The organism is Rhizobium sp. YIM 134829 (assembly GCF_046546455.1).
Window position 1 is genome coordinate 1 of sequence record NZ_JBKHKI010000011.1, and the last position, 22,508, is coordinate 22,508.

The 22,508-nt window shown below is 62.3% G+C and carries 22 protein-coding genes, 3 pseudogenes and 1 other annotated feature; of the genes and pseudogenes, 15 read left to right on the forward strand and 10 right to left on the reverse strand.

The genetic code is table 11. The features are described from left to right. From ACLE20_RS15260 to ACLE20_RS15300, 9 genes and pseudogenes are all read left to right on the forward strand, one after another. Positions 1-972: pseudogene (locus ACLE20_RS15260) on the forward strand (methyl-accepting chemotaxis protein); the annotation flags it as partial. Between the two features lie 467 nt (positions 973-1,439). Then, on the forward strand, positions 1,440-1,979 hold the full coding sequence (locus ACLE20_RS15265; protein ID WP_410941175.1) for an MOSC domain-containing protein: 540 nt from the start codon (positions 1,440-1,442) through the stop codon (positions 1,977-1,979). A 273-nt stretch (positions 1,980-2,252) separates the two neighbouring features. Next, positions 2,253-2,612 carry an ArsR/SmtB family transcription factor gene (locus ACLE20_RS15270; RefSeq protein WP_410941176.1) on the forward strand — a complete coding sequence of 120 codons (360 nt, stop codon included), beginning with the start codon at positions 2,253-2,255 and terminating at the stop codon, positions 2,610-2,612. Beyond that, the gene (locus ACLE20_RS15275) at positions 2,609-3,136 is read left to right on the forward strand and encodes an arsenate reductase ArsC (RefSeq protein ID WP_410941177.1); all 528 of its coding nucleotides are present in this window, start codon (positions 2,609-2,611) and stop codon (positions 3,134-3,136) included. The genes ACLE20_RS15270 and ACLE20_RS15275 overlap by 4 nt, the downstream gene beginning before the upstream one ends. Beyond that, entirely contained in the window at positions 3,136-4,176 is a 1,041-nt protein-coding gene (gene arsB / locus ACLE20_RS15280) for an ACR3 family arsenite efflux transporter (RefSeq protein WP_410941178.1), read from the forward strand. The genes ACLE20_RS15275 and arsB overlap by 1 nt, the downstream gene beginning before the upstream one ends. A 5-nt stretch (positions 4,177-4,181) precedes the next feature. Beyond that, positions 4,182-4,604 carry an arsenate reductase (glutaredoxin) gene (arsC, locus tag ACLE20_RS15285; RefSeq protein ID WP_410941179.1) on the forward strand — a complete coding sequence of 141 codons (423 nt, stop codon included), beginning with the start codon at positions 4,182-4,184 and terminating at the stop codon, positions 4,602-4,604. Continuing rightward, positions 4,579-5,304 (forward strand): arsenical resistance protein ArsH, encoded by a 726-nt coding sequence (gene arsH, locus ACLE20_RS15290; protein ID WP_410941180.1) that lies wholly within the window; start codon positions 4,579-4,581, stop codon positions 5,302-5,304. Before arsC ends, arsH begins: the two co-directional genes overlap by 26 nt. Continuing rightward, positions 5,301-6,487: pseudogene (arsK, locus tag ACLE20_RS15295) on the forward strand (arsenite efflux MFS transporter ArsK). Before arsH ends, arsK begins: the two are co-directional and overlap by 4 nt. Positions 6,488-6,636: 149 nt before the next feature. Next, entirely contained in the window at positions 6,637-7,269 is a 633-nt protein-coding gene (locus ACLE20_RS15300; protein WP_410941181.1) for a tyrosine-type recombinase/integrase, read from the forward strand. Between the two features lie 261 nt (positions 7,270-7,530). On the opposite strand, the gene ACLE20_RS15305 is transcribed toward ACLE20_RS15300, so the two are convergent. The 6 genes from ACLE20_RS15305 to ACLE20_RS15330 all read right to left on the reverse strand — a co-directional run bounded on the left by ACLE20_RS15305 (position 7,531) and on the right by ACLE20_RS15330 (position 13,055). Continuing rightward, positions 7,531-8,496, reverse strand: a complete 966-nt coding sequence (locus tag ACLE20_RS15305; RefSeq protein WP_410941182.1) for an oxidoreductase — start codon at positions 8,494-8,496, stop codon at positions 7,531-7,533. Between the two features lie 103 nt (positions 8,497-8,599). After that, entirely contained in the window at positions 8,600-9,496 is an 897-nt protein-coding gene (locus ACLE20_RS15310; protein WP_410941195.1) for a sigma-70 family RNA polymerase sigma factor, read from the reverse strand. 82 nt (positions 9,497-9,578) lie between these two features. After that, positions 9,579-10,004, reverse strand: a complete 426-nt coding sequence (locus ACLE20_RS15315) for a cupin domain-containing protein (protein WP_410941183.1) — start codon at positions 10,002-10,004, stop codon at positions 9,579-9,581. 38 nt (positions 10,005-10,042) lie between these two features. Next, on the reverse strand, positions 10,043-10,792 hold the full coding sequence (locus ACLE20_RS15320; protein ID WP_410941184.1) for an SDR family oxidoreductase: 750 nt from the start codon (positions 10,790-10,792) through the stop codon (positions 10,043-10,045). Between the two features lie 204 nt (positions 10,793-10,996). Then, positions 10,997-11,452 (reverse strand): carboxymuconolactone decarboxylase family protein, encoded by a 456-nt coding sequence (locus ACLE20_RS15325; protein WP_410941185.1) that lies wholly within the window; start codon positions 11,450-11,452, stop codon positions 10,997-10,999. A 389-nt stretch (positions 11,453-11,841) separates the two neighbouring features. Next, positions 11,842-13,055, reverse strand: a protein-coding gene (locus ACLE20_RS15330) for an IS3 family transposase (RefSeq protein ID WP_410941186.1) whose coding sequence is annotated in 2 segments (ribosomal slippage) — positions 11,842-12,719 and positions 12,719-13,055 — 1,215 coding nt in all. Because the reading frame shifts where the segments join, the coding sequence is not laid out codon by codon here. 373 nt (positions 13,056-13,428) lie between these two features. On the opposite strand from ACLE20_RS15330, the gene ACLE20_RS15335 reads away from it, so the two are divergent. After that, positions 13,429-14,550 (forward strand): AAA family ATPase, encoded by a 1,122-nt coding sequence (locus ACLE20_RS15335; protein WP_410941187.1) that lies wholly within the window; start codon positions 13,429-13,431, stop codon positions 14,548-14,550. Continuing rightward, positions 14,543-16,765 carry a S8 family peptidase gene (locus tag ACLE20_RS15340; RefSeq protein WP_410941188.1) on the forward strand — a complete coding sequence of 741 codons (2,223 nt, stop codon included), beginning with the start codon at positions 14,543-14,545 and terminating at the stop codon, positions 16,763-16,765. Before ACLE20_RS15335 ends, ACLE20_RS15340 begins: the two co-directional genes overlap by 8 nt. Positions 16,766-16,768: 3 nt before the next feature. Here the strand turns inward: ACLE20_RS15340 and ACLE20_RS15345 are convergent, their stop codons facing one another. Continuing rightward, complete coding sequence (locus tag ACLE20_RS15345) at positions 16,769-17,311, reverse strand: ImmA/IrrE family metallo-endopeptidase (protein ID WP_410941189.1); 543 nt, start codon at positions 17,309-17,311, stop codon at positions 16,769-16,771. A gap of 1 nt (position 17,312) precedes the next feature. Next, on the reverse strand, positions 17,313-17,657 hold the full coding sequence (locus tag ACLE20_RS15350) for a helix-turn-helix domain-containing protein (protein ID WP_410941190.1): 345 nt from the start codon (positions 17,655-17,657) through the stop codon (positions 17,313-17,315). Positions 17,658-17,795: 138 nt separating this feature from the next. On the opposite strand from ACLE20_RS15350, the gene ACLE20_RS15355 reads away from it, so the two are divergent. The 4 genes and pseudogenes from ACLE20_RS15355 to ACLE20_RS15370 all read left to right on the forward strand — a co-directional run bounded on the left by ACLE20_RS15355 (position 17,796) and on the right by ACLE20_RS15370 (position 21,294). Next, entirely contained in the window at positions 17,796-18,065 is a 270-nt protein-coding gene (locus ACLE20_RS15355; RefSeq protein ID WP_410941191.1) for a multiubiquitin domain-containing protein, read from the forward strand. Continuing rightward, positions 18,040-19,212 carry a ThiF family adenylyltransferase gene (locus ACLE20_RS15360; protein ID WP_410941192.1) on the forward strand — a complete coding sequence of 391 codons (1,173 nt, stop codon included), beginning with the start codon at positions 18,040-18,042 and terminating at the stop codon, positions 19,210-19,212. Before ACLE20_RS15355 ends, ACLE20_RS15360 begins: the two co-directional genes overlap by 26 nt. Further along, the gene (locus tag ACLE20_RS15365) at positions 19,209-19,619 is read left to right on the forward strand and encodes a DUF6527 family protein (RefSeq protein ID WP_410941193.1); all 411 of its coding nucleotides are present in this window, start codon (positions 19,209-19,211) and stop codon (positions 19,617-19,619) included. The genes ACLE20_RS15360 and ACLE20_RS15365 overlap by 4 nt, the downstream gene beginning before the upstream one ends. 403 nt (positions 19,620-20,022) lie before the next feature. After that, positions 20,023-21,294 (forward strand): annotated as a pseudogene (locus ACLE20_RS15370) (IS3 family transposase). Beyond that, positions 20,347-20,461 (forward strand) — a sequence feature (AL1L pseudoknot). (Overlaps the previous pseudogene by 115 nt.) Here the strand turns inward: ACLE20_RS15370 and ACLE20_RS15375 are convergent. Both ACLE20_RS15375 and ACLE20_RS15380 read right to left on the reverse strand, forming a co-directional pair. After that, positions 21,258-21,644, reverse strand: coding sequence for a DUF4238 domain-containing protein (locus tag ACLE20_RS15375; protein WP_410941196.1), 387 nt, complete (start codon positions 21,642-21,644; stop codon positions 21,258-21,260). The pseudogene ACLE20_RS15370 and the gene ACLE20_RS15375 sit on opposite strands and share 37 nt — an antisense overlap. A gap of 440 nt (positions 21,645-22,084) precedes the next feature. Next, positions 22,085-22,508: manganese catalase family protein (locus ACLE20_RS15380; RefSeq protein WP_410941194.1), on the reverse strand; the 424-nt coding region annotated here is incomplete at its 5' end.

The window sequence follows — 22,508 nt, forward strand, 5'->3', positions numbered from 1 at the left end:
GCGCACGACGCTCGCCTCCGTCGCCGATGCCACCGGCTCGATCGATGGCGGCTCGCGCGAGATCAGCCGCAGCGCCGACGACCTCTCCAAGCGCACCGAACAGCAGGCGGCGTCGCTCGAAGAGACTGCAGCCGCGCTCGACGAGATCACCGCCAATGTCGCCAACTCCTCCAAGCGTGCGGAAGAAGCCCGCACGGTCGCGATCCAGGCCAATGACAGTGCCCGCAAATCCGGTGCCGTCGTCGCCGATGCCGTCGATGCGATGAGCAAGATCGAGCAGTCGTCCAACCAGATCTCCTCGATCATCGGCGTGATCGACGAGATCGCCTTCCAGACCAACCTGCTGGCGCTCAATGCCGGCGTCGAAGCAGCCCGCGCCGGTGAGGCCGGCAAAGGGTTCGCGGTGGTTGCGCAAGAAGTGCGCGAGCTCGCTCAAGGTCTGCCCAGGCCGCCAAGGAGATCAAGGATCTGATCCGCAACTCCTCCGGCGAAGTGCAGAACGGCGTCAAGCTTGTCAGCCAGACGGGCGAGGCCTTGAAGACCATCGAGAGCTATATCGTCACGATCAACCAGCATATGGACGCGATCGCCACCTCCGCGCGCGAACAGTCGGTCGGGCTCTCCGAGGTCAACACCGCCGTCAACCAGATGGACCAGGTGACGCAGCAGAATGCGGCGATGGTGGAAGAAACCAACGCCGCCGGCGCGACGCTCGCCAGCGAAGCGACGCGGCTGAAGGAACTGGTCGGTCAGTTCCAGTTCGGTGGCGCGGCAGCCTACCGTTCGGCGCCAGTGACCGAGAGCACCGCCAGCTCTAGCTCGCCGGCCCTTCGTGCGTCGGCCGCAGCGGGGGCCAAGGCCCGCGCCGTGCCTTCGCCCGCCCGTAGCATGGTGAGCCGCATCGCGAGCTCCTTCGGTGCGAAATCCGCAGCGGCGGCGGCACCGGCCGGCGACAACTGGGAAGAGTTTTGAGTATGGGCAGAAATAGGACGCTTAGAGGTATCAAAAAAAGAAAGTCTTCGACGAAGGCTAGAGGCGCGACATAACTCTCATCAAAAGCTCGCACCTACCTCAGCTGCGAGCTTCATCGTCTGAAGCTCAAACCGCTTTATTTACGACAAAAAGACCGGCAAGCTATATTACGACGACGATGGCAACGGCTCGCACGGCAAGCAGCTCGTCGCCATGCTGGACAATCACGCAAAACTGACGGTCGACGATTTCATTATCAGCTAGATCGCTGCACCTGACCAACTAGGAGGCCTGCCCAGCTGATGCTTGGCAGGCCTTTATATCGACACCGCCTCATCATCATCCAATATGGTCGATCGGTGCGCGCCACTCGGCGTAGATCAGCGCGCAGTGGTTAAGAACCGTTGACATAAAAGTTTGGTAGTTTGGTTCTATCACCGGCCTCCTCTCAAAGCGGAGGGTATGGGTTGTCATCGATCATAGCAGTTGCTCGTGATGGAGAGCACAACTTCTCGAAGAGGGTGGTTGAAAGCCTGAACCTCGTTTCACATGTTGGCGTGGAGGGTGACGCGCATGCGGGGACCAAGGTTAAGCATCGCTCACGTGTCGCAGTCGATCCAAACCAGCCGAATCTCCGACAAGTGCACCTCATACATGGCGAGTTACTCATCGAGCTTTCGCAGAAGGGCTACTCTGTTAAAGCCGGGGATCTCGGTGAGAACATCCTCACCGAGGGGATCGATCTTCTCAGCTTGCCGACTGACACGATCCTGGAGCTTGGCTCAGACGTGAAGTTGAGAGTCACCGGCCTACGCAACCCTTGCGCTCAGATCGACACCTTTCAACCTGGTTTGTTGAAGGAAGTCGCATACATCGGAAAAGATGACGAACTGGTGCGGCGGGCGGGGATAATGACCGTCGTCCTCGCGGGCGGCAAAGTTCAGCCCGGCCATCAAATCCGCACGGTGCTGCCGCCCCTACCGCATCGACGCCTTGAACGTGTCTGAAACATCGAGCTTTAACTGGTCATCTAACCGCCGCGCCCGTGCACCATCTGACAGGGTTTGGCCGCTATGCGCCTTTTTTCCGGACCTAGAGGTCACTCCCTTTTTTGCCCGAAAGCAGGCATGGCTGGGTCTGCCCAGTCGTCGCGCTGAGCAAGCAGCGGTCGTGAGCCTCTTGGTGGCATGGCGCCTGAAACTTGAAAGAGCGCAAAGCTGCGTCACCCGCGGACCTACAGGCTCCTTGCCTTCAAGCAACAAATCCGATAATCTGGATTTATGGAATTAGAAGCTGCCATAGCGGCACTTGCCGCTCTCGCCCAGTCCACCCGCTTGGACACCTTCCGCCTGCTGATGCGCCACGAGCCAGAAGGATTGCCGGCCGGGGAGCTCGCCCGGCTGATCGGCGTGCCGCAAAACACCATGTCGGCGCATCTGGCGATCTTGTCGCGCGCCGGGCTGGTCAAAGGCGAGCGCCACAGCCGCTCGATCATCTACCGCGCCGAGATCGACGCCCTGCGCGACCTGACCCTCTACCTGGTCAAGGACTGCTGCGGCGGGAGCGCGGAACTCTGCGCCCCGCTGATCTCGGCTCTCACCCCCTGCTGTGCCCCGTCCACTCCGGAGAAGCTGCAATGACCGATCGCGTCTATAACGTCCTGTTCCTTTGCACCGGCAATTCCGCCCGCTCGATCCTCGCTGAATCGATCCTCAACGGAGAAGGCAAAGGCCGCTTCCGAGCCTTTTCCGCCGGCAGCCACCCCAAGGGCGAGGTGCATCCTATGGCGCTCGATACCCTGCAAGCGCTCGGCTATCCGTCGACCGGCTTCCGCTCCAAAAGCTGGGACGAGTTTGCCGAGACCGGCGCGCCGCAGATGGATTTCATCTTCACGGTCTGCGACAACGCCGCCGGTGAGGCTTGCCCGGTCTGGCTTGGCCATCCGATGACCGCTCACTGGGGCGTCGAGGATCCGGCCGCCGTGGAAGGCACCGAGCTTGAGAAGGGTCAGGCCTTTTCCCGCGCCGCGCGCTTTCTCAAAAACCGCATCACCGCCTTCCTGAGCCTGCCTCTCGCCTCGATCGACAAGCTCGCGCTGGAAACCCGCCTGCGTGAGATTGGCACTCTGGAAGGCAGCACCATCACCAAGGGGCAGGTGGCCTGATGTCGACCTTCGAACGCTATCTGAGCCTCTGGGTCGCGCTGTGCATCGTCGTCGGCATCGGCCTCGGCCATCTGCTACCCGGCGTCTTCCAGGCGGTCGGTGCAGCCGAGGTCGCCAAGGTCAACCTGCCGGTGGCCGTGCTGATCTGGCTGATGATTATCCCGATGCTGCTCAAGATCGATTTTGCCGCCCTTGGTCAGGTCGGCCGTCACTGGCGCGGCATTGGGGTGACCCTCTTCATCAATTGGGCGGTCAAGCCGTTCTCGATGGCGCTGCTCGGCTGGCTGTTCATCGGCTGGCTGTTCCGGCCCTATCTGCCGGAGAGCCAGATCGACAGCTACATTGCCGGCCTGATCATCCTGGCCGCCGCACCCTGCACGGCCATGGTCTTCGTCTGGTCGAACCTGACCAAGGGCGAGCCGCACTTCACGCTCAGCCAGGTGGCGCTCAATGACGCGATCATGGTCGTGGCCTTCGCGCCGATCGTCGGCGTGCTGCTCGGCCTCTCCGCCATCACGGTCCCCTGGGATACGCTGATCCTCTCGGTCGTGCTCTACATCGTCCTGCCGGTGATCGTTGCGCAACTGCTGCGCCGCACGACCGATGCGGAGCGACTGGCCGCGCGCCTGCAGCCGATGTCGCTGGTCGCACTGCTCGCGACGCTGGTGCTCCTTTTCGGCTTCCAGGGTGAACAGATCATCGCCCAGCCGGCCGTGATCGCGCTGCTGGCCGTGCCGATCCTGATCCAGGTCTACTTCAACTCGGGCCTTGCCTACCTGCTCAACCGCATCAGCGGCGAGGAGCATTGCGTGGCCGGTCCCTCGGCGCTGATCGGTGCCTCGAACTTCTTCGAACTGGCCGTCGCGGCCGCCATCAGCCTGTTCGGCTTCACCTCCGGCGCGGCGCTGGCCACCGTCGTCGGTGTGCTGGTCGAAGTGCCGGTGATGCTGTCGGTGGTCTGGATCGTCAACCGCAGCAAGGGTTGGTACGAGCGCGGCGCGGCCGTGCGGTCCGGCCCCTCTGCCATCCGAAAGGCTTGACCATCATGGATGTCACCATCTTCCACAATCCCGCCTGCGGCACCTCCCGCAACACGCTGGAAATGATCCGCAACGCCGGAATAGAGCCGACCGTCGTCGAGTATCTCAGGACGCCGCCCAGCCGTGCCGAACTGGTGCGCATGATCGCCGATGCGGGGCTGACCGTCCGCGAGGCGATCCGCCAGAACGGGACGCCCTATGCCGAGCTCGGTCTCGACGATCCGGCGCTGACGGATGACGAGCTGCTCGACGCCATGCTCAAGGATCCGATCCTGATCAACCGCCCCTTTGTGGTGACCCCGCTGGGCACCCGACTGTCGCGGCCCTCGGAGGTCGTGCTCGACATTCTGCCGAACACGCATCGGGGCCCGTTCACGAAGGAGGACGGCGAGCAGGTGCTCGATGCGGAGGGCAAGCGCGTTGGCTGATCTGCCTGCCGCCTTGCTGGCGCATCTGCGCCAGCCGGACCTGGACGCGCTGCGCCCGGCCTTCTCGACCCACAAGCCGCGCATTCTGATCCTCTACGGTTCACTGCGCGCCGTCTCCTACAGTCGGTTGCTGGCGCAGGAGTCGTGCCGACTGCTGGAGCACTTCGGCTGCGAGGTGCGAATCTTCAACCCCGACGGTCTGCCGCTTCCCGACGCCGAACCCGTGACGCATCCGAAGGTCGAGGAGCTGCGCGAACTGACGCAGTGGTCGGAGGGGCAGGTGTGGGTCTCGCCGGAACGCCACGGAGCCATGACCGGTATCATGAAGGCGCAGATCGACTGGATTCCGCTGGCGGTCGGTTCGATCCGGCCAACGCAGGGCAAGACGCTGGCGGTCATGCAGGTGTCCGGTGGCTCCCAGTCGTTCAATGCGGTCAACCAGCTCCGCGTGCTCGGCCGATGGATGCGCATGGTCACGATCCCCAACCAGTCCTCGGTTGCAAAGGCGTTCCAGGAGTTCGACGCGGATGGCCGCATGAAGCCGTCGTCCTATTATGACCGCGTCGTCGACGTCTGCGAGGAGCTGGTAAAGTTCACATGGTTGACGCGGGACGCGAGCACCTATCTCACCGATCGCTACAGCGAGCGGAAGGAAGAGGCGGAGAAGCTGGAACAGCGCGTGAGCCTCAAATCCATATGACCGCAAGCCTGCCGATTAGCGCGATTGCCGCGCTGGGCGTGACCCAGATCGTCGGTTACGGCACGCTCTACTACAGCTTCAGCATCCTCGCGCCGAGCATGGGTGCCTCCTTCGGCTGGCCGCGTGACTGGGTATTCGCCGCTCTTTCGGTCGCGCTGCTCGTCGGTGGGTTCACGGCACCCTGGTTCGGTAGCCTGATCGACCGAGTCGGGGCCGGTGTTGTCATGACGTTCGGCTCTGTTGCAGCCGCCGCCGCCCTGATCGCCTGTGCCGTCGCACCCGGCGCAGGCACCTACGTCGCCGCCCTGATCGGCATCGAAGTCGCCGCCAACCTTGTCCAGTACGGAGACGCCTTCGCGCTGCTCGTCCAGCTTCAACCGAACGCGGCGCAGCGCAGCATCACCTACCTGACGCTGATAGCCGGGTTCGCCTCGACGCTGTTTTGGCCGCTGACATCAAGGCTACATTTGGTTCTTTCCTGGCAGGACGTCTATCTGATCTTCGCAGCGCTGAACCTTCTGATATGCCTTCCTTTGCACGCGTGGCTGGCAATGAAGTGTCGCGGAGCCGCAAGCAGGCGGAGGCGAAGTTGCCCTATCCAGTCATCGGTACTCCGCCGCCAGAGCGTCGCCGCGGGGCAGTTATAGTCATGACGCTTGCCTTCGCTCTGCAATACCTTGCGGGCTCTGCGGTGCTGGTGCACATGGTGCCACTATTGGCCGGGCTGGGACTTGGCGCGAGTTCTGCTGTGGTCGGCTCGATCTTCGGCCCGTCGCAGGTAGCAAGTCGCCTGATCAACATGGGTCTTGGAAGGCGGCTCGATCCCCTGCATCTCGCTGTGATTTCCGCAGCTCTGATCCCGATAAGTGCGGTTATCCTGATCCTGACCGCTCCTTCCATTCCAGGTGCGGTTCTCTTCGCTGTGATCTTCGGCATGGGCAACGGCCTTCTCAGCATCGTCTCCGGCGCACTCCCGCTGTCGCTGTTTGGCAGCGACGGCTACGGTAGGCTTCAGGGTCGGATGATGGCGGCTCGTCTGGTCGCTTCGGCACTGGCGCCCTTTGTCCTCGCCCTAACGATGAGCTCGTTCGGGATCTTGGCGTCGAGTGGTGGTATTATCGTCCTCGCAGTCGTGGCACTCATCGCTTTCGCGACCCTGCTCCGCTTCCAGCGGCTACGTTGACCACGTGAAAGACGCCCTTAATTGCATTTTTTGAGGTGGCCGCGATGAAGATCCGTGCGCTGTAAGCGGACATTCCGATGTCAGCGCGGTCATTTGAATCGAAGGTACGCGTTCTCCCTGTGGCCAATGGTGGCTATAGGAGAACTGAAATGGGTATCTCACAATACGATCCTGGCGCACTGGGTCGGCCGGCTTGGAACGCAGGCAAGCAAGTTGGCGTCAAGAAGCCCTTGAAGCAGCGCCAGATCTGGGCAGTCCGCTTCTTCCTCGACCGTGAAGGAAGGATGCGAGATCGGGCGCTTTTCGATCTTGCCATCGACAGCAAGCTCCGCGGCTGCGATCTGGTAAAACTGAAGATCGGTACACTCGTCACCGGCCACGATATTCGAACTCGGGCGACGGTGATCCAGCAGAAGACGGGACGACCCGTGCAGTTCGAGATCACGACCGAAGTCAGAGCTAGTTTGCTCGCCTGGCTTCAACGCAGAGGAGGAACGGTCGATGACTATGCTTTTCCAAGTCGCGTCGATCATGCTGATCACCTCAGCACTCGGCAGTACGCTCGACTGGTCGATGAGTGGGTGACGGCGATCGGGCTATGTCGGGAGGATTACGGGACGCATTCCCTGCGGCGAACGAAGGCTGCCATGATCTACAAGGCCACCGGCAACCTTCGAGCGATCCAGATCCTGCTCGGCCACACCAAGATCGAGAACACAGTCAGGTATCTCGGCGTCGACATCGAGGATGCACTAGAACTGGCCGAACGGACTGAAATATGAAAAGGGGCGGCCCTGCACGTCGCGGGGCTGCGCCCGACTCTTGCGTGAGCCTTTCGAAGGACTCGATCCGCTTTGCGCGCCCCGAAAGCGGTCGTTCAAGTCAGTCCGCTAATTCTTGAAAGCCGCCGGTCTGTGTTTGCAACATTTATGGCCGTTCCATCTGGACATAGAAGTAATCCTCTGTCGGCGCCAGATTGCACGGGCTCAATCGAGGCTGTATACCTTCAAAGGCGCGGTGTATCCATGAACTGCCTCTAGATCTTACTCCGTATCAAGCCCAGTCCACGCGGTAGACAGGCGCCACAGACGTTCCGACGCGTCCGGATCGCAAGCCCAGGAGCTGACGCCCTTCCTGCCAGCATTCTCGTTATTGACGGTCGCGATGTCGCAATCCTCGCAGTAAACACCGCCCAAGCCGTCGAGATTTGGACTTATTGCGCACCAGACGCTCGTGGCGGCGCCTTGCTCGACAGTCTTCATCCCCCGCGCCGGATCGATGATGGGGCGTCCCGCTTCGTCCAGGGCGCCGAACGAGGCGATCTCCTCGGCGCTGAGATGGCGCGCAAGATCGGTGAGGATTTGGCCTGGATGAAGCGAGAAGGCTCTGATGCCGTGACCCTGTCCGCGACGGTCGAGCCCCATTGCAAACAGGGCGTTGGCAGTCTTCGACTGCCCATAGGCGACCCACTTGTCATAGGGACGAGTGCGGAAATCGATGTCGTCAAAATCGATCCCGGCGATCTGATGGCCACGCGACGAGACGCTGACGACGCGTGCGCCGCCTGCTGCGACAAGAGCGGGCCAGAGTCCGAGCGTGAGACGGAAGTGACCAAGGTGATTGGTTGCGAACTGCGCTTCATGTCCCTCGGCGTCTCGCATCTCCGGCGTCGCCATGATGCCGGCGCTGTTGATGAGGATCGATAACGACCGACCCGCGGAGACGATACGATCGGCAAAACGGGCCACGGACTGCGGATCGGCCAGGTCCATGGGTTCTACGGATGCGCCTGCAATCCCGCCCAGAGCGGCCTTTGCACGTTCGGGGTTGCGCGCCGGCACGATCACCTCGGCGCCAGCATGAAGAAGGGCGCGTGTCGTCGCAAGTCCGATACCCGAAGCGCCTCCGGTCACGATGGCAATCTTCTGGGAGAGATCGATGCCGGAGACGACCTCCATGGCCGTGCTGGCGGCGCCAAAACCGGAGCCAATGGGCGTTTGCTGTGTCATAGGTAGTTCCTTGTTCGATTGAGCGCGCCTGCAACTGAAGGAAGCGCTTTGCGAGGTGGACGTTGCAGAGCGACCGCAGTCCGAACACTGTCAGATCGTGGTGTCAGGTAGCGGGGTCCTGCTTCGCGGCGAAACCGCTCGCGATATGGCGAAGCTTGTCTGGATTACGGGTAATGTAGATGGCGGTGATCCGGCCGTCTTCGATAGCAAGCGCCGTCGTCTGCAGAATGCCCCCTCGCTCGCGGCTGATATAGCCGGGCAGCCCGTCGATCCAGGCAGGTTCGAGCATCTGCGCCCAACCTTCTCCCCATTTGCTCAGCACTCCCTGGTAGAGACGCAGGAGACGCTCAAGTCCCGTGATCGGGTTGATGAAGGCCAGCACCTTGCCGCCGCCGTCCGATCGCAGGACCGCGTTTTCGGCAAGAAGGGTCCGAAGTGTTGCGGTGTCGCCGCTGGTCGAGGCCGTGAAGAAGGCGCGCGCTATCCGCTCGCCTTCAGCGCGTTCGACCGGGAAGCGCGGTCGCGCGGCCTGCACGTTTCGGCGCGCCCGGACGGCGAGTTGGCGCACGGCTGCCGCCTCCCGATGGAGCGTGTCCGCCACCTCGCCGAGGGGCACGCCGAACACGTCATGAAGCAAGAAGGCGGCCCTCTCCAAAGGCGACAAGCGCTCGAGCGCCATCATCAGCGTCAGCGTCAGGTCGTCCTCCTCCAGGCTCTCTTCCTCGGTCTCGACCAGCGGTTCGGGCAGCCACGCTCCGACATAGGTCTCGCGGCGCGCCCGAGCCGACTTCATCTCGTCCAGGCAAAGGCGGGTGACAATGCGCGCAAGGAATGGATATGGGGCGGCAACGCCGCTCCGGTCCGCAGCCACCCAACGCAGCCATGCGTTCTGCAGAACATCCTCAGCTTCGCTGCGCGAGCCAAGCATGCGATATGCAATGCGCAGGAGCCGCGCCCGATGCGCTTCGAAGGTCACTGTGGCGTCGTCTGCATGCCGCATCTGCGTTTCCTTGCCGATGATATCGGGCGCCTTGGCTATGAAGGCTACGGACGAATCCCGCCCCTCAATATACATGAGGTTCCTACGGGTGATCCGGCGTGGTCAGTTCTGTATCGTCCGTATCCACCACAAACACCGCAAGCAGCTTAGAGGGCTCGATCTCACTCGCGTTCGCGCTGACGCTATGATGGTCGCCCGGCATTTCAATGAAGCTTTCGCCGGCATGGAAGACCGTTGGGGGTCCATCGTTGATCTGGCTGCGCACCGCGCCCTCGATCACGGTCGCCGTGATGAAGGCGGATGCGGCGTGGGTGTGCGACGGCGATGAACCGCCCGGACCATATTCGACGAGGACGCCACGCAAGCTCTTGCCCGGAACCGAAGGCAGAGGGTGGTCGAAGATCATGGTGACGCGGGCCTCGCCCTTCGCGACATCAGCCGCCGTCGCGGGTATCGCAGAGAGTGAGGAGACGGCAACGAAGGATGCCAGCAGAAATTGTTTCGACACGGGAAATTCCTTTCTTGATCGATGGGAGCGCATTGGGTTCAGCCGGCGGCAAGCCATTGCTCGAACCGGGTCGACCCGAGTTGCGCCGCGTCGGCATGCTCGGGAACAAGCGATCCCCGTTCGAGCGCCGCGCCGAAGTAATGCGCCGCTTTGTCGGCGAGAACCTCGCGATGATCGCCGTCTGCGGCGTTGCGGCGGGCGATGAAGTCCCGGAACGGCAGGCGGTCGGGACCGGCGATCTCGATCGTTGCATTGCGCGGCGGAGCGAGCGCGATCTCGGTGAGCACCGCGGCCACATCGGCGGCGGCGATCGGCTGGAACTCGGCATCCGGCACGACGAAGCGATCGCCGTCGATTGACGCTTGGGCGATGGTCGCGACAAACTCGAAGAACTGGGTGGCGCGCACGATGGTGAAGGGGATGCCGGACGCCTTGATCAGCCGCTCCTGCGCAACTTTGGCGCGGAAATAGCCATTTCCCTCAAGCCGGTCAGTGCCGACGATGGACAGCGCGACGTGGTGCTTCACGCCAGCCTCGCGCTCGGAGGCGGCGAGATTGCGACCGGAGCGCTCGAAAAAATCGAGCACCGCGACGTCCTCGAACGAGGGCGAGTTCGAAACGTCGACCACGACATCGGCTCCGCTCAAGACATCCGTGAGGCCCGCGCCCGTCAGCGCGTTCACGCCGCTGCTCGGCGAAGCCGAGACGGCCTCATGCCCTTCCTCTAAGAGTTGAGCTGTCAATTGTCGGCCGATGAGGCCGCTTCCACCAATCACCACGATCTTCATGATGCCGTTTCCTTATTAAGGACGGACGGCGCGGCTCCATGCCGCTTTCAGGCGTCCGTTCGAGGACAAGACGAGGCGGGCTGGGTCAATGTGACATCTGAGGACGAAGAATTCGATCTGATCGGCACTTCTTTCCCGAGACCGGATCGATCCCGGTGGGGAGGGGCGGCGCGAGCGCCGCCCCTGATGGCGCCCCAGCGCTCACTAGGGCTTTGCTTTGACCGGAAGGCGAAACGGTGCGCCGAGGCGGTTGAAGGCGTTCATAGCTGCGATGGCGATCGTGAGATCCACAAGGTCCTTCGGCGAAAATGCCGCGCTAGCGGCCGCATAGGCCTCGTCGGAGGCATGCGTCTCGCTTACCAGCGTCACTTCCTCCGCCCATGCGAGCGCCGCACGATACTGGTCGGAGAAGAGATGCGGCGCTTCGGCCCATACCGGAACCAGGACCACTTTTTCGATCGGCATGGTCTTGAGCAGGTCGCGGGTGTGCAGATCGATGCAATGGGCGCAGCCGTTGATCTGCGACACCCGCAGGAAGATGAGGTGGATCAGTTCGTCGGGAAGATCCGTGCTCGTGGTGATGTAGTGATGAATGCCATAGAACGCTTTGGCCCCTTGAGGGGCCACTTCGTTCCAGACCAGTCGCTTGTTGTCGCTCATGTTTCGTCCTTTGACTCGAAACGTCGAAAATCGACGTCTGGAGCCATGACGAGATTTGTGCGCGGGATGTGACATACGGCGCGGGATTTCTGCTCGAAGGTCGCTAAGTTAATCGGACATGCTTATGTCCGCTCCTGGTTTGGGTTCAGCAGCTTACTGGAGAGCTGACGCGTTGCGTTCTAGGCAGTCTGCAACGCGCCCCCCTTTCGGTCATTCGCCAGCTATCCGGCTGTTACCAAACGCTGTCATCCAAAATAGGGAGAGAACAGAGCGGCGTGTTCTTAGCGGTAACGCGTCTTCCGATCGGCGCACTGCATGCCTCGGGTGCAGCAGTTCAATGACGACCGTGCTGACTAGTGGAGTGCTCCCCGTTTCACCGGACAGGTCGGCTAGATTGATTTAGCCCTGATAAACTGCCGAGGGGAAGCCATCTTGAGCGCTGAATGTGGATGGATTTCGTTGTAGTCCTCGATCCATCCCTCGATGAGCCGGAGCGCCGTTTCGGCGTCCGGTAGTGCAGAGATGCGGATATAGTCCCGCTTCAGGGTTTTGACGAAAGCTTCCGACATGCCGTTTGACTGCGGACTGGCCACCGGCGTGAAGCAGGGCGTCAGATTGAGCGCTTGGGCAAATAGCCTGGTTTCCCGTGCTGTATAAGCCGAACCGTTGTCCGAGAGATGCTCGATAGCATGCGGTGCTCGGGTTGCCTGGAAGCGTTTCTCAACCGCCTCCAGCATCATGTCGCGCACGTCCGAGCCGGAGATGCCCGCGTTGGCGACGGCCGTCCAGGCGATGATCTCGCGGTCGAAGGCATCGATGATGAAGGCGAGACGGATGACCTCGCCATTCCAGCATGTGAACTCCAGACTGTCCGAGCACCAACGTAGGTTCGAGCGCATAACCATGACCTTGCCGTCGTGCAAGCGGCCCTTGCGAACGGCCGTATGCTTCTCCAGCAGCATGGCGTGGTTGCCCATGATGCGATGAACCCGCTTGGCGTTGACGACAGGCTGATCGGCGGCTCGCCTCTCGCGATTGAGGAGCGCGGCGATCCGCCGATAGCCATAGGTTGGCCTTTGGTCCATCAGCCTGCGGATGATGGGCAAAAGCTCTGCATCCGCGGCCTTGTGATAGAAGCCGCGCGGCTTTGATCTACCTTTCAACCGCTCGACGAGGTTTGAACGGGAAACGCCCAGCGTGTCGGCGACGGCCTTCATCGGGAACCGTCCTTCGGCAACAAGATCGGCCGCGATATCCGTTTTTTTGAGTCCGCTTTGGACAAGGCTTCCCGGAGGATTTCGACCTCCATCGTCTTGCGGCCGAGCATGCGCTCCAGCTCGCGGACGCGGTCCTCCAGCTTCTTCACTTCCGAATTGCCCACAACCGGCTCGTCAGAATCCACGGCTGCAGCACCTCCCTCGCTCAAGAGCCTGCGCCACCGGTAAAGCAGATTGGGCGCAACGCCATGGCGGCGAGCGGTCGAAGACACCGTCTCACCTGGTTCGAAACTCTGCTCGATGATTGTCAGCTTCTGCTCGGTTGTCCACCGTCTACGGCGGACATCACCCGTCAGCAATTCGACGTGTCGATACTCGTTAGACATAAGCCTGTCCTCAAGCCTGTGCTTGAGCCCTTCTGCTTATGCCGACTGTCCGGTCGAAATGGGGGGCAGTTCAACTAGCTACATCACGTCGGCTAACGTCATCCCGACGATGCGGCTAATGAGGATATGCTGGGGCATCTCGAACCCCCGTCAGACTGATGACGCACAACTATTTCTGCCGTTCGAGGGGTCGTCGCCCCCTGGTTGCCGCGGCATGAACAGATTCGAAGGCTTAAAGCCTTACGCCAACTCTGCCGATAAAAAAGGTTTACTTTCATTATGTTATTGGAAATGTGGAAGGTTTTTTCTGGCATGAGTTGAAAAATCTTCCAGCATGGTGCTATGCTTAAAGAAAACAGGAAAGGGACTCCGCTTGTCGTCGGCCGAAGAAAAAATCGAGAAGGACATGGTTCAGCTGGCGCGCGTCGCGCTGTCGGGCCGCACCCAGGACGTGACTGCGCTACTGCACCGTTTTGCGAAGAGCTACCGTGACAACGCGCCGGTCGTAGCGACCGCCATAGCCGCCCTGCTGCGCGAAGCGCCGACGCGCTCTTCGCCGCTGCGGCGACAGACGGAGGCCGTGCTGCCCGTGGATGTTGACACGCGCTTCCATTTGCTGCGAATCGAAGAGCACCCGCTGATTGAACATGATCCGGTCTACGCGCCTGAGGTGACGGCCACGCTGGAGACGATCGTCGCCGAGCGCCGGCGGAGTGCGGCGCTCCTCGAAGCGGGACTTGAGCCCAGCCGGACGGTCCTTTTCACGGGGGAACCAGGCGTCGGGAAAACGCTCGCCGCGCGTTGGCTTGCGCGCGAACTGAACCGCCCGCTGCTGATTCTCGACCTCGCTGCGGTGATGAGCAGCTATCTCGGCCGAACCGGAACCAACCTGCGCCATGTTCTCGATTACGCCAAGTCACTGGATTGCGTTCTGCTGCTGGACGAGCTGGACGCGATCGCCAAGCGCCGTGACGACCGCGGCGAGATCGGGGAGCTGAAGCGACTCGTCACCGTCCTCCTGCAACAGATCGACGACTGGCCGCCGAAGAGTCTTCTCATCGCGGCGACGAACCATGCCGATCTTCTGGACCCAGCGGTCTGGCGGCGGTTCGACGTCGAGTTGGAATTCCCCATGCCGGGCCGCGACGCCATCGAGGCCCATCTGCGGGCAGTGCTCGGCCCGGTCAGCGAAGGGGCGGAGGCGTGGTCGCGCGTCCTGGCGGTCGCGCTGGAGGGGCAATCTTTCAGTAATATCGACCGCGACATAAAGGCCGTGCGCCGGAAAGCGGCTCTCGCGGGCGAGGCGGTCGATGGGCATCTGCCCGCGCTTTTGCAGGGCTATGCGGGCACCAAGGCCGCGCGCATAGCCCTCGCCGCGGAGCTTGTCGGCAGCGGTCTTTTCTCGCAGCGCGCCGCCCATGAACTGACGGGCGTTGCCCGCGAAACGATCAGGGCGCGGACGGTCCGCAGACCGAAGGAGCGTGGCCATGGCTAAGACCAATTTTCTGCTTGGTAAGGGGGAGCGCCTGACAGAGGACGTTGTCGTCCGGTCCGGCGGCGGCCCCAAGGCGCAGCCCTATACCTTCCAGCAGGCGCGGACGCGCCTCGCGCCAATGCTTGACCGGACGGTTAACCAGATCACGGCGCTTCCGCCCGAAGCCTGCCCGCAGGGCAAAGCCGTAGCGGCCGTCACCCTCAATCCCGAATTCATCGCCAAGTCCTATTTCCCGGCCGAACTGTTCCGCCAGACGGGGCTGACGCCGGTTGGCAGCAAGCCGCGGCGGGTGAAGCCTGCGCAGCGTTCGAAGGGGCGTCCGCCCGAAGAGGCCCTGACGACGGAGCTGTTCGTCATGGGCGCGAAGGAAGATTTCGTGCGCTGGCAGGCGGCGCTCGGCAATTGGGCCGAGGGGACGCCGGTTGCGCGCGATCTGATGACGGTCGAGGAGATCGCGCCCCAGACCGTGCAGGACAAAATCAAGGGCGCCATTCCTGACAAGAGCACCACGGTGTTTGAAGTCGTGCTCCATGCCGAGCAGCTCGACGGCGAGCACGCCATGCTCCCGGAATTCCGCAACTACCTGCGGCGGCTGGGTGTCGAGTCCGGCCTCGACCGGCGTTTTTACGCGGGCGGGCTATGCTTCGTGGAAGTGGAGGCGCCGTCGGCGCTCGCGGAGCAAATCGCCACCTTTTCCATCGTACGCGCCCTGCGGCAGATGCCGCCGCTGCGCGTATTGCAGCCGGCCTTCCGCACGTCTGGGATTCCTTCCGCGGCGGTGAATCTGCCCGCGGCCGCCGCGATGGACAAGAATATCAGGGCGGCCATTTTTGACGGCGGGCTGCCGCAAGCGCACCCGTTCGGGCCTTGGGCCTCCGCGCACGACGTCTCCGGCGTCGGGCCGGCGGTGGACGATTTCCTGTCGCACGGCACGGGCGTCACGTCGGCCTTCCTTTTCGGCCCGGTCGATCCGGCCCGGCCGCTGCCGCAGCCATATGCCGATGTGGATCACTACCGCGTCCTTGATGGCGATCCGGGGCAGAACCTGCATGAGCTGTACGAGGTGTTGAACCGTATCACCGGCGTTCTAAACAGCCGGAAATACGACTTCGTCAATCTCAGTATCGGTCCCTCGCTGACCGTCGAAGACGATGACGTTCATGCCTGGACCGCGGTGCTGGACGAACGGCTCGCGCGTGTCGACACGCTGGCGGCCGTCGCCGTCGGCAACAACGGCGAAGGCGACGAGGAGCTGAGGCTCAACCGCGTGCAGGTGCCGTCGGACTGCGTCAATGCCCTGGCCGTCGGGGCGGCGGACACGCCGGGAACCGGGTGGGCGCGGGCGCCCTACAGCTCGGTCGGCCCCGGCCGCAGCCCCGGCCTCGTTAAGCCGGACGTGGTGCAGTTCGGCGGCTCGCTTCAGCGCCCGTTCCTCGTCGTCGCGGGCGGCGTTAAGCCGGCGCTGGAGGCCACCGGCGGCACGTCGTTCGCCGCGCCGAGCACCCTGCGCCTCGGCGCGGGCATTAAGGCGCATTTCGGCGACAGCATCGGCCTGCTAGCCGTGCGCACGCTTCTGATCCATTCGACCGAGGAGTCGGAGCATCCGCACCGGGAAGTCGGCTGGGGCCGCGTGGCGCAGAATATCGAGGATATCGTGGTCTGCGACGACAACAGCGTGCGCGTCATCTATCAGGGCGACATCTCTCCGACAAAATATATCCGCGCGCCGATCCCACTGCCGGACGGCGGCATCGCCGGCAACGCTGAGATCACGGCAACGCTATGCTACAAGTGCCTCACCGATCCGCATCATCCCGGCAATTACACGCGGGCGGGCCTCGAAGTGACGTTCCGGCCGCATCACGGCAAGTTCAAGCGCGAGGATCAGATCCATCCCGATTCGCGCAGCTTCTTCTCCGCTGTCGATCACGGCGGCGAAGAGGAAAAGTTGCGGCGGGACGCCTGGAAATGGGAAAACTGCCTGCATGCGCGCAGGACCTTCCGCGGCACGAGCCTGCGCAACCCCAGCTTCGACATTCATTACAATGCGCGCCTGGAGGGGCGGAACTACACGCCGCCCGGCAAGCTTCCCTATGCGTTGGTAGTTTCGGTCAGGGCGAAGGGCATCGCCGACCTGTACGATCAGGTCGTCCGGAAATACGCCACGCAGCTGGAGCCGCTTCGCCCGGTCGTCGAGATCCCGGTCCGCACCTGAGTCCTACCAGCTGGAGGCGCGCTGAAACCGCGTCATCGCGCCACTGATGCGCAGCCGGTAGTGCAGCATGGCCTCGCTGATACCGTAGATGCGCTGCGCCTCGTCGAGAAGGCGGCGGAACATGACATGGGCGGCGCCCTCGTCCGTCAGCAGCAGCACGCCGGCAAGGTGATTTGCCTCGGCCTCGATAGTGCCGTCGCGCGCCCGTTCGCCGGCCGGCGTCAGAGGCGGGACGCACTCATGTCCCAGGAAGCAGTGAGCAAGTTCATGACAGATGTTGCTGCGCTGGCGATAGAGATTGTGGGCGTCATTGTGCACGATTGCGGTGCGGGCGCCGCAGGGGACCGTCACCGCCGAAAAGCACGAATCCGCCGTCCGGAGCAGCGGAGAGGCGGGGGCGAGGTCGCTAAGCCTGATGAGCGCGATATCGTAGCGCGCGCATATCTCTTCGGGATCGATGGGCGCGACGGGCGACAGGCCCATCTGCGCCCTGATGCGCAGGGCGATGCGATTGGCTTCCGCCTTGAAGCCGCGCCGGAATCCCACGTCAGACGCCCCGCAGCTTTTCGTACGTGCTAATGACGATCTCCTCGATCAGCTTCGCGTTGGTGGGGGTGAGCTTCGGGTCCGCGCGCAGCAGCGCAGTAATCTTCGCGATCGGCTCGGCCTCGCGCTGGTCGGCGCCGCGAATGAACATCTCGGCCTTGAGGTTCGACCAGGCCAGCAGCGCCGCGAGGCCGTTCACGTCGGGCTTGGCTCCCTGGCCGATACGCGACAGCGTCGAGGCGTTCACGCCCGCTTCTTCGGCGACCTCCTTCCACGTCTTTTGCCGGCTGAGACGGGCGGCGTTGAGCGCCGCATAGAAGGCGTCGCTGTCGAAACGGTCTGTCATGGTCGCTCCAATTGCACAAATAAAATCGATTGCGATATTGCAATCGTTGGCCTGTGTTGATATTATCAAATGGATTGCTAGATCGCAATCACCTGCAACGTCCACACCGGCGGAAATCCGCCAGAAAGGCTTAATCCGATGAGTGTAGTGCAGCGCGAAGAGCGCCCGAAGACCGTGACGATCGTCGTCAACGGCCGTCCCCGCGAGGTTCCGAAGAACGATGATCTCACGTTCGAGGAGGTCATCGGCCTGGCCTTCCCGAACCCGCCCACGGGCGACGGTATCCAGTACACCGTGCAGTACACCCGCGGCCACGGCAATAAGCCGGCGGGCACGCTGGTCGAAGGGCAGTCTGTCAAGGCCAAGGAAGGGATGGAGTTCGATGTCACGTCGACCAATCGGTCTTAGTCCGGACCTGCTCCGGCTCCAGAATGAAGGCTACGACATCGAGATACGGGACGGCTTTCTGCTCGTCAGGGACGTCCCGTACGTCGACTCGTGCGCAACTCTCCAGCGCGGAATCCTGATCTCGCGCCTGGAGCTTTCCGGCGACGTCACGGTGAAGCCGAAGGATCACGTGGCATACTGGACCGGTGCGCACCCCTGCCACAGCGACGGCCGAAAGATCGCGGCGATTCAGAACGGCTTCGCTCCCCAAGATTTCGGGAACGGCGTGAAGGCCGATTTCACCTTCTCGGCCAAGGCGGATTACCGCGACTACCATCACAAGATGACGACCTACATCGCCCGCATTACGGGCGAGGCGACGAAGATCGATGCGGACGCGACCGCGCGCACCTACCCGCCGGTCCCGGCGCACGGGGAGGCCAGCGTGTTCCAGTACGAGGACACGGCCACGAGCCGGGCCGGCATTGGCGCGGTCAACGCGCGTATCGGGGGCCAGCGTCTTGGCATCGTCGGGCTGGGCGGAACCGGGGCCTACATCCTCGACCTCGTCACCAAGACGGCGGCCGCGGAAATCCGCATCATCGACGGCGACGTGTTTTCCCAGCACAACGCCTTCCGCGCGCCGGGCGCGGCGTCCCTTGAGGAACTCGCCTCGCGCCCGCGCAAGGTGTCCTATCTCGCCGCGCGCTACGGCCACATGCACAAGGGTATTGTGGCCCACGAGGTCTTCATCGACGAATCGAACGTCGCCCTCGTGGACGGCCTCGACTTCGTGTTCCTTTGCCTCGACCGGGGTCCGGTCAAGCGGGCCGTCGTGGAGCGGCTTGTCGCAACCGGCACGCCGTTCATTGATGTCGGGATGGGGGTCGTTCTCAATGACGGGCAGCTGGGCGGCATCGTGCGGCTGACGATGAGCGCGCCGGATACGAGGGACAAGGCGGCACCCCACATCTCGTACGCGGACGACGACGGCGGCGCCAACGAATACGCCACCAACATCCAGATCGCCGAGCTGAACGCGCTCAATGCGTGCCTCGCGGTGCTGCGTTGGAAGCAGTATTTCGGCGTTTACCGGGACGGCCGCAACAATTTCTATGCCGGCTTTTCCATCGGCACGGGAGAGATTGTGCAGGAAGCGGCCGGATGACGAGGATCACGGTCATCCGTCCGCAGTTCGTGGAGTTCGTCCCCGACCGGCTTGAGGCGGGCGTACTCTATATCTCGCGGCGCTATGCGACCGCCGTGCATCTTTGCTGTTGCGGTTGCGGCAGCGAGGTGGTTACGCCGCTGAACCCGGCGAAATGGCGTCTTGCTGAGAGCAACGGCGCGGTGTCGCTCTCTCCCTCAGTCGGCAACTGGAGCCAACCCTGCCAGTCCCATTACTGGATCATCGGAAACCAGGTGAGATGGGCCGGTGCCATGCCGGCTGAAATGATCGCCGCCGTGAAGCGGCGCGACCGGCGCGATGCCGAAAGACTGACGCTCCCGCCGCCAAGCTGGTCCACACGGCTCTGGCAGTTCATCGTGGCGCTCTTTAGAGGCAAGCAAGACTGAAGAACTCAGATCGCGCCAGTGCCCGCTGATGCCAACCCTCCAGCTCCGCTATCGAGCCTCTGAGTGCGGGAGCCGCGGGTTCACTGTCGGCCGCCAACAGGCCGACAGTGGGGCTGCCAATAGCGCGGCTCCAGGCAACACGTCCTTGACCATGGAACGATAGAGACGAGTGGGAGACTAATGGCAGCTTGTTGCCACTGGCTACCAGAACCGGACAGACCGCTGTCGGCCCCAAAACAGCCGCTCAACAACCCAGCTTGAAAGTTTCAGAGTGGCGCCCTGTCGTGGAGTGTTGATCTGCAGAGTGAGTAAGGCCCTCACAGAGGGCGGCTTAGATCACTGTGCCGCTGAACTGAACCGCCCCGGCTTCGCCGAAGACCCCAACTCGTGAGAAGTAGGGTCTATGACAAGCAAAACGACGAACAAATTTTCTCCTGAAGTTCGTGCCCGTGCCATTCGGATGGTGACGGAGCATGAAGCCGAACATCCCTCCCGCTGGGCGGCGGTATCATCGATAGCGGCCAAGATCGGTTGCTCGGCGCATACCCTCCATGAATGGGCGAAGAAGGCCGAGATCGACAGCGGCGAGCGCGCAGGTTTGCCAAGTGACGTGGCGGAGAAGATGAAGGCTCTGGAACGGGAGAACCGGGAGCTTCGTTAGGCGAATGAGATTCTCCGCAAAGCCTCGGCGTATTTTGCCCAGGCCCCTTCAGCGAATGCAAGCATTCGCCTATCGGGCAAGGGGAGCTCGACCGCCCCTTCAAGCGATGATTTCGTTCATCGACGAACACCATAATGTGTTTGGGGTCGAGCCGATCTGCAGACTGCTGCCGATCGCCCCGTCCACCGATTATGAGGTCGTTGCCAAGCGCACGGACGTGGGTCGCCTATCGGCCCGCGAACGCAATGATATTGCGATGACAGTCGAGATACGCCGGGTGTTCAACGAGAACGTCCAGGTCTATGGCGTTCGCAAGGTCTGGCGGCAGTGGAAGCGTGAAGGCTCTGACGTCGCGCGGCTCGCACTGTTGCCAGGCTCATGAGAATGATGGGTCTTCAAGGCATCATTCGTGGCAAGCCAGTCAAAACCACCGTATCGGACAGGTCTGCCCCCGTGTCCGCTCGACCGCGTCAACCGCCACTTCAAGGCTCCCGCGCCGAACATGCTGTGGTTATCCGATTTCGCCTATGTGGCGACCTGGCAGGGCTTCGTCTACGTGGCTTTTTGTAATCGATGCCTTCGCCCGCCGTATCGTTGGCTGGCGGGCCAGTCGAAGGGCGCACGCGGGATTCGTCCTCGATGCTCTCGATCAGGCACTGCATGATCGGCGGCCCGTCAAACGTGGCGGGCTGGTTCATCATTCCGACCGCGGCTCGCAATACGTGTCCATTCGCTATTCCAAACGGCTGGCGGAGGCAGGCATCGCCGTCTGTCGGGAGCATTGGCGACAGTGACGACAATGCTCTCGCCGAAACGATCAACGGTCTTTACAAGGCCGAGGTCATCCATCGGCGAGGACCATGGCGCAACTTCGAAGCCGTGGAGTTCGCCACACTCGAATGGGTCGACTGGTTCAACCACCGTCGTCTTCTGGAACCCATCGGGAATATTCCGCCAGCAGAGGCAGGAGACCGACACTACGCCATGCTGGACGCGCCAGCCATGGCCGCATAACTTAAAATAAACGGTCTCCGGCAAAGCCGGGGCGGTTCAACTCGGCTCCATTGCTGGATGAAAAAACGATCCCAAGAGCCTTTTTCGTGGAAGGTGAGCTTCGGCGCTCTACCAGCCCGAGCTGTTTCGACGATCGCCTCAATGACCGGAGCAGCGTTGCCCTCGAGTATGGAGAGCTCCTTCTCCATGGAGGAGTCCTTCTCGCCGTCGTAGGCAGTCTCTGTGTAGAGGTGGGAGGCAACTAGGAGATTCCCTGGGCCCGTGCGCCACACGCCCTTCTCCGCCCGTTTCCTATCGAAAACGAACAGGTTTCCGTCTACCGCAAAGTGCGACTGCAACATCCTCGGCACGAAGTGGTGGCGTTTTGGGTTGCTAATGAGTGCTGTCTGGTGAGGGGCAAACGGTAGGGAAAGATAGCCTTTGTGCCGACACGGGGGGAAGCCTCGTTCAAAGACGGTGCACAGGCTTCCAGTGTCTTCCAATTTCCCAGCGCGCTCGGCCGTGTCTACCTGATTTCAACAATAAGCATGTTACATGACCAGTAGCGATAACGGTTATTCACGATGCAAAAATGCCTGCTCTAAAAGCATGACCGGGATGGGGGCAAGGATTGGGGAATAGATGCTAAGGAACCGATTGTTGTGGTCCGCTCTACCAGTGCAGGGAGGTGCGGAGTATTGCAAATTGACTTGAGAGGTTCCGTTAAGGCGTGGATCTGCCTACCGGGGATGCAATGCGGCAGCTTAGCTAGTGAAAGCGCCGGCGGCATTGTAGCCGCCGGCTGCGATCTCTATGGAAGAATTTGTTCGATCTGCGCCCCGCTATTGGGTTTGGCGGGGCCAAGAACCGGCTTCTGGCCGAGCGGCGTTGCCTGCTGCGGCTGGAAATCTCCCTTGCCGTCGATCGATCTGCCGTCTGACCAGCGGCCCGGCGCCGGCACGCTGCCATCGGCCATGAAGCCGAGCCAGGCATAGCTGAACTCCTGCTGTTCTTGGTCCTGCGGGAAGCTGTTGGGGATCGGGAAGGCGCCCGTGGCCCCGCCGAGCTCCTCCAGAGCGGCCATCCACTGGTTCTGGTGCATGGTGTCGCGGGCGATCAGGAAAGAGAGCATCTCCTTCATCCCCGGATCGCTGGTCATGTTGTAGAGCCGCACCGCCAGCACGCGGCCGGTCGATTCCGCCGCGATATTTGCGGTCATGTCGGCGGCGATATTG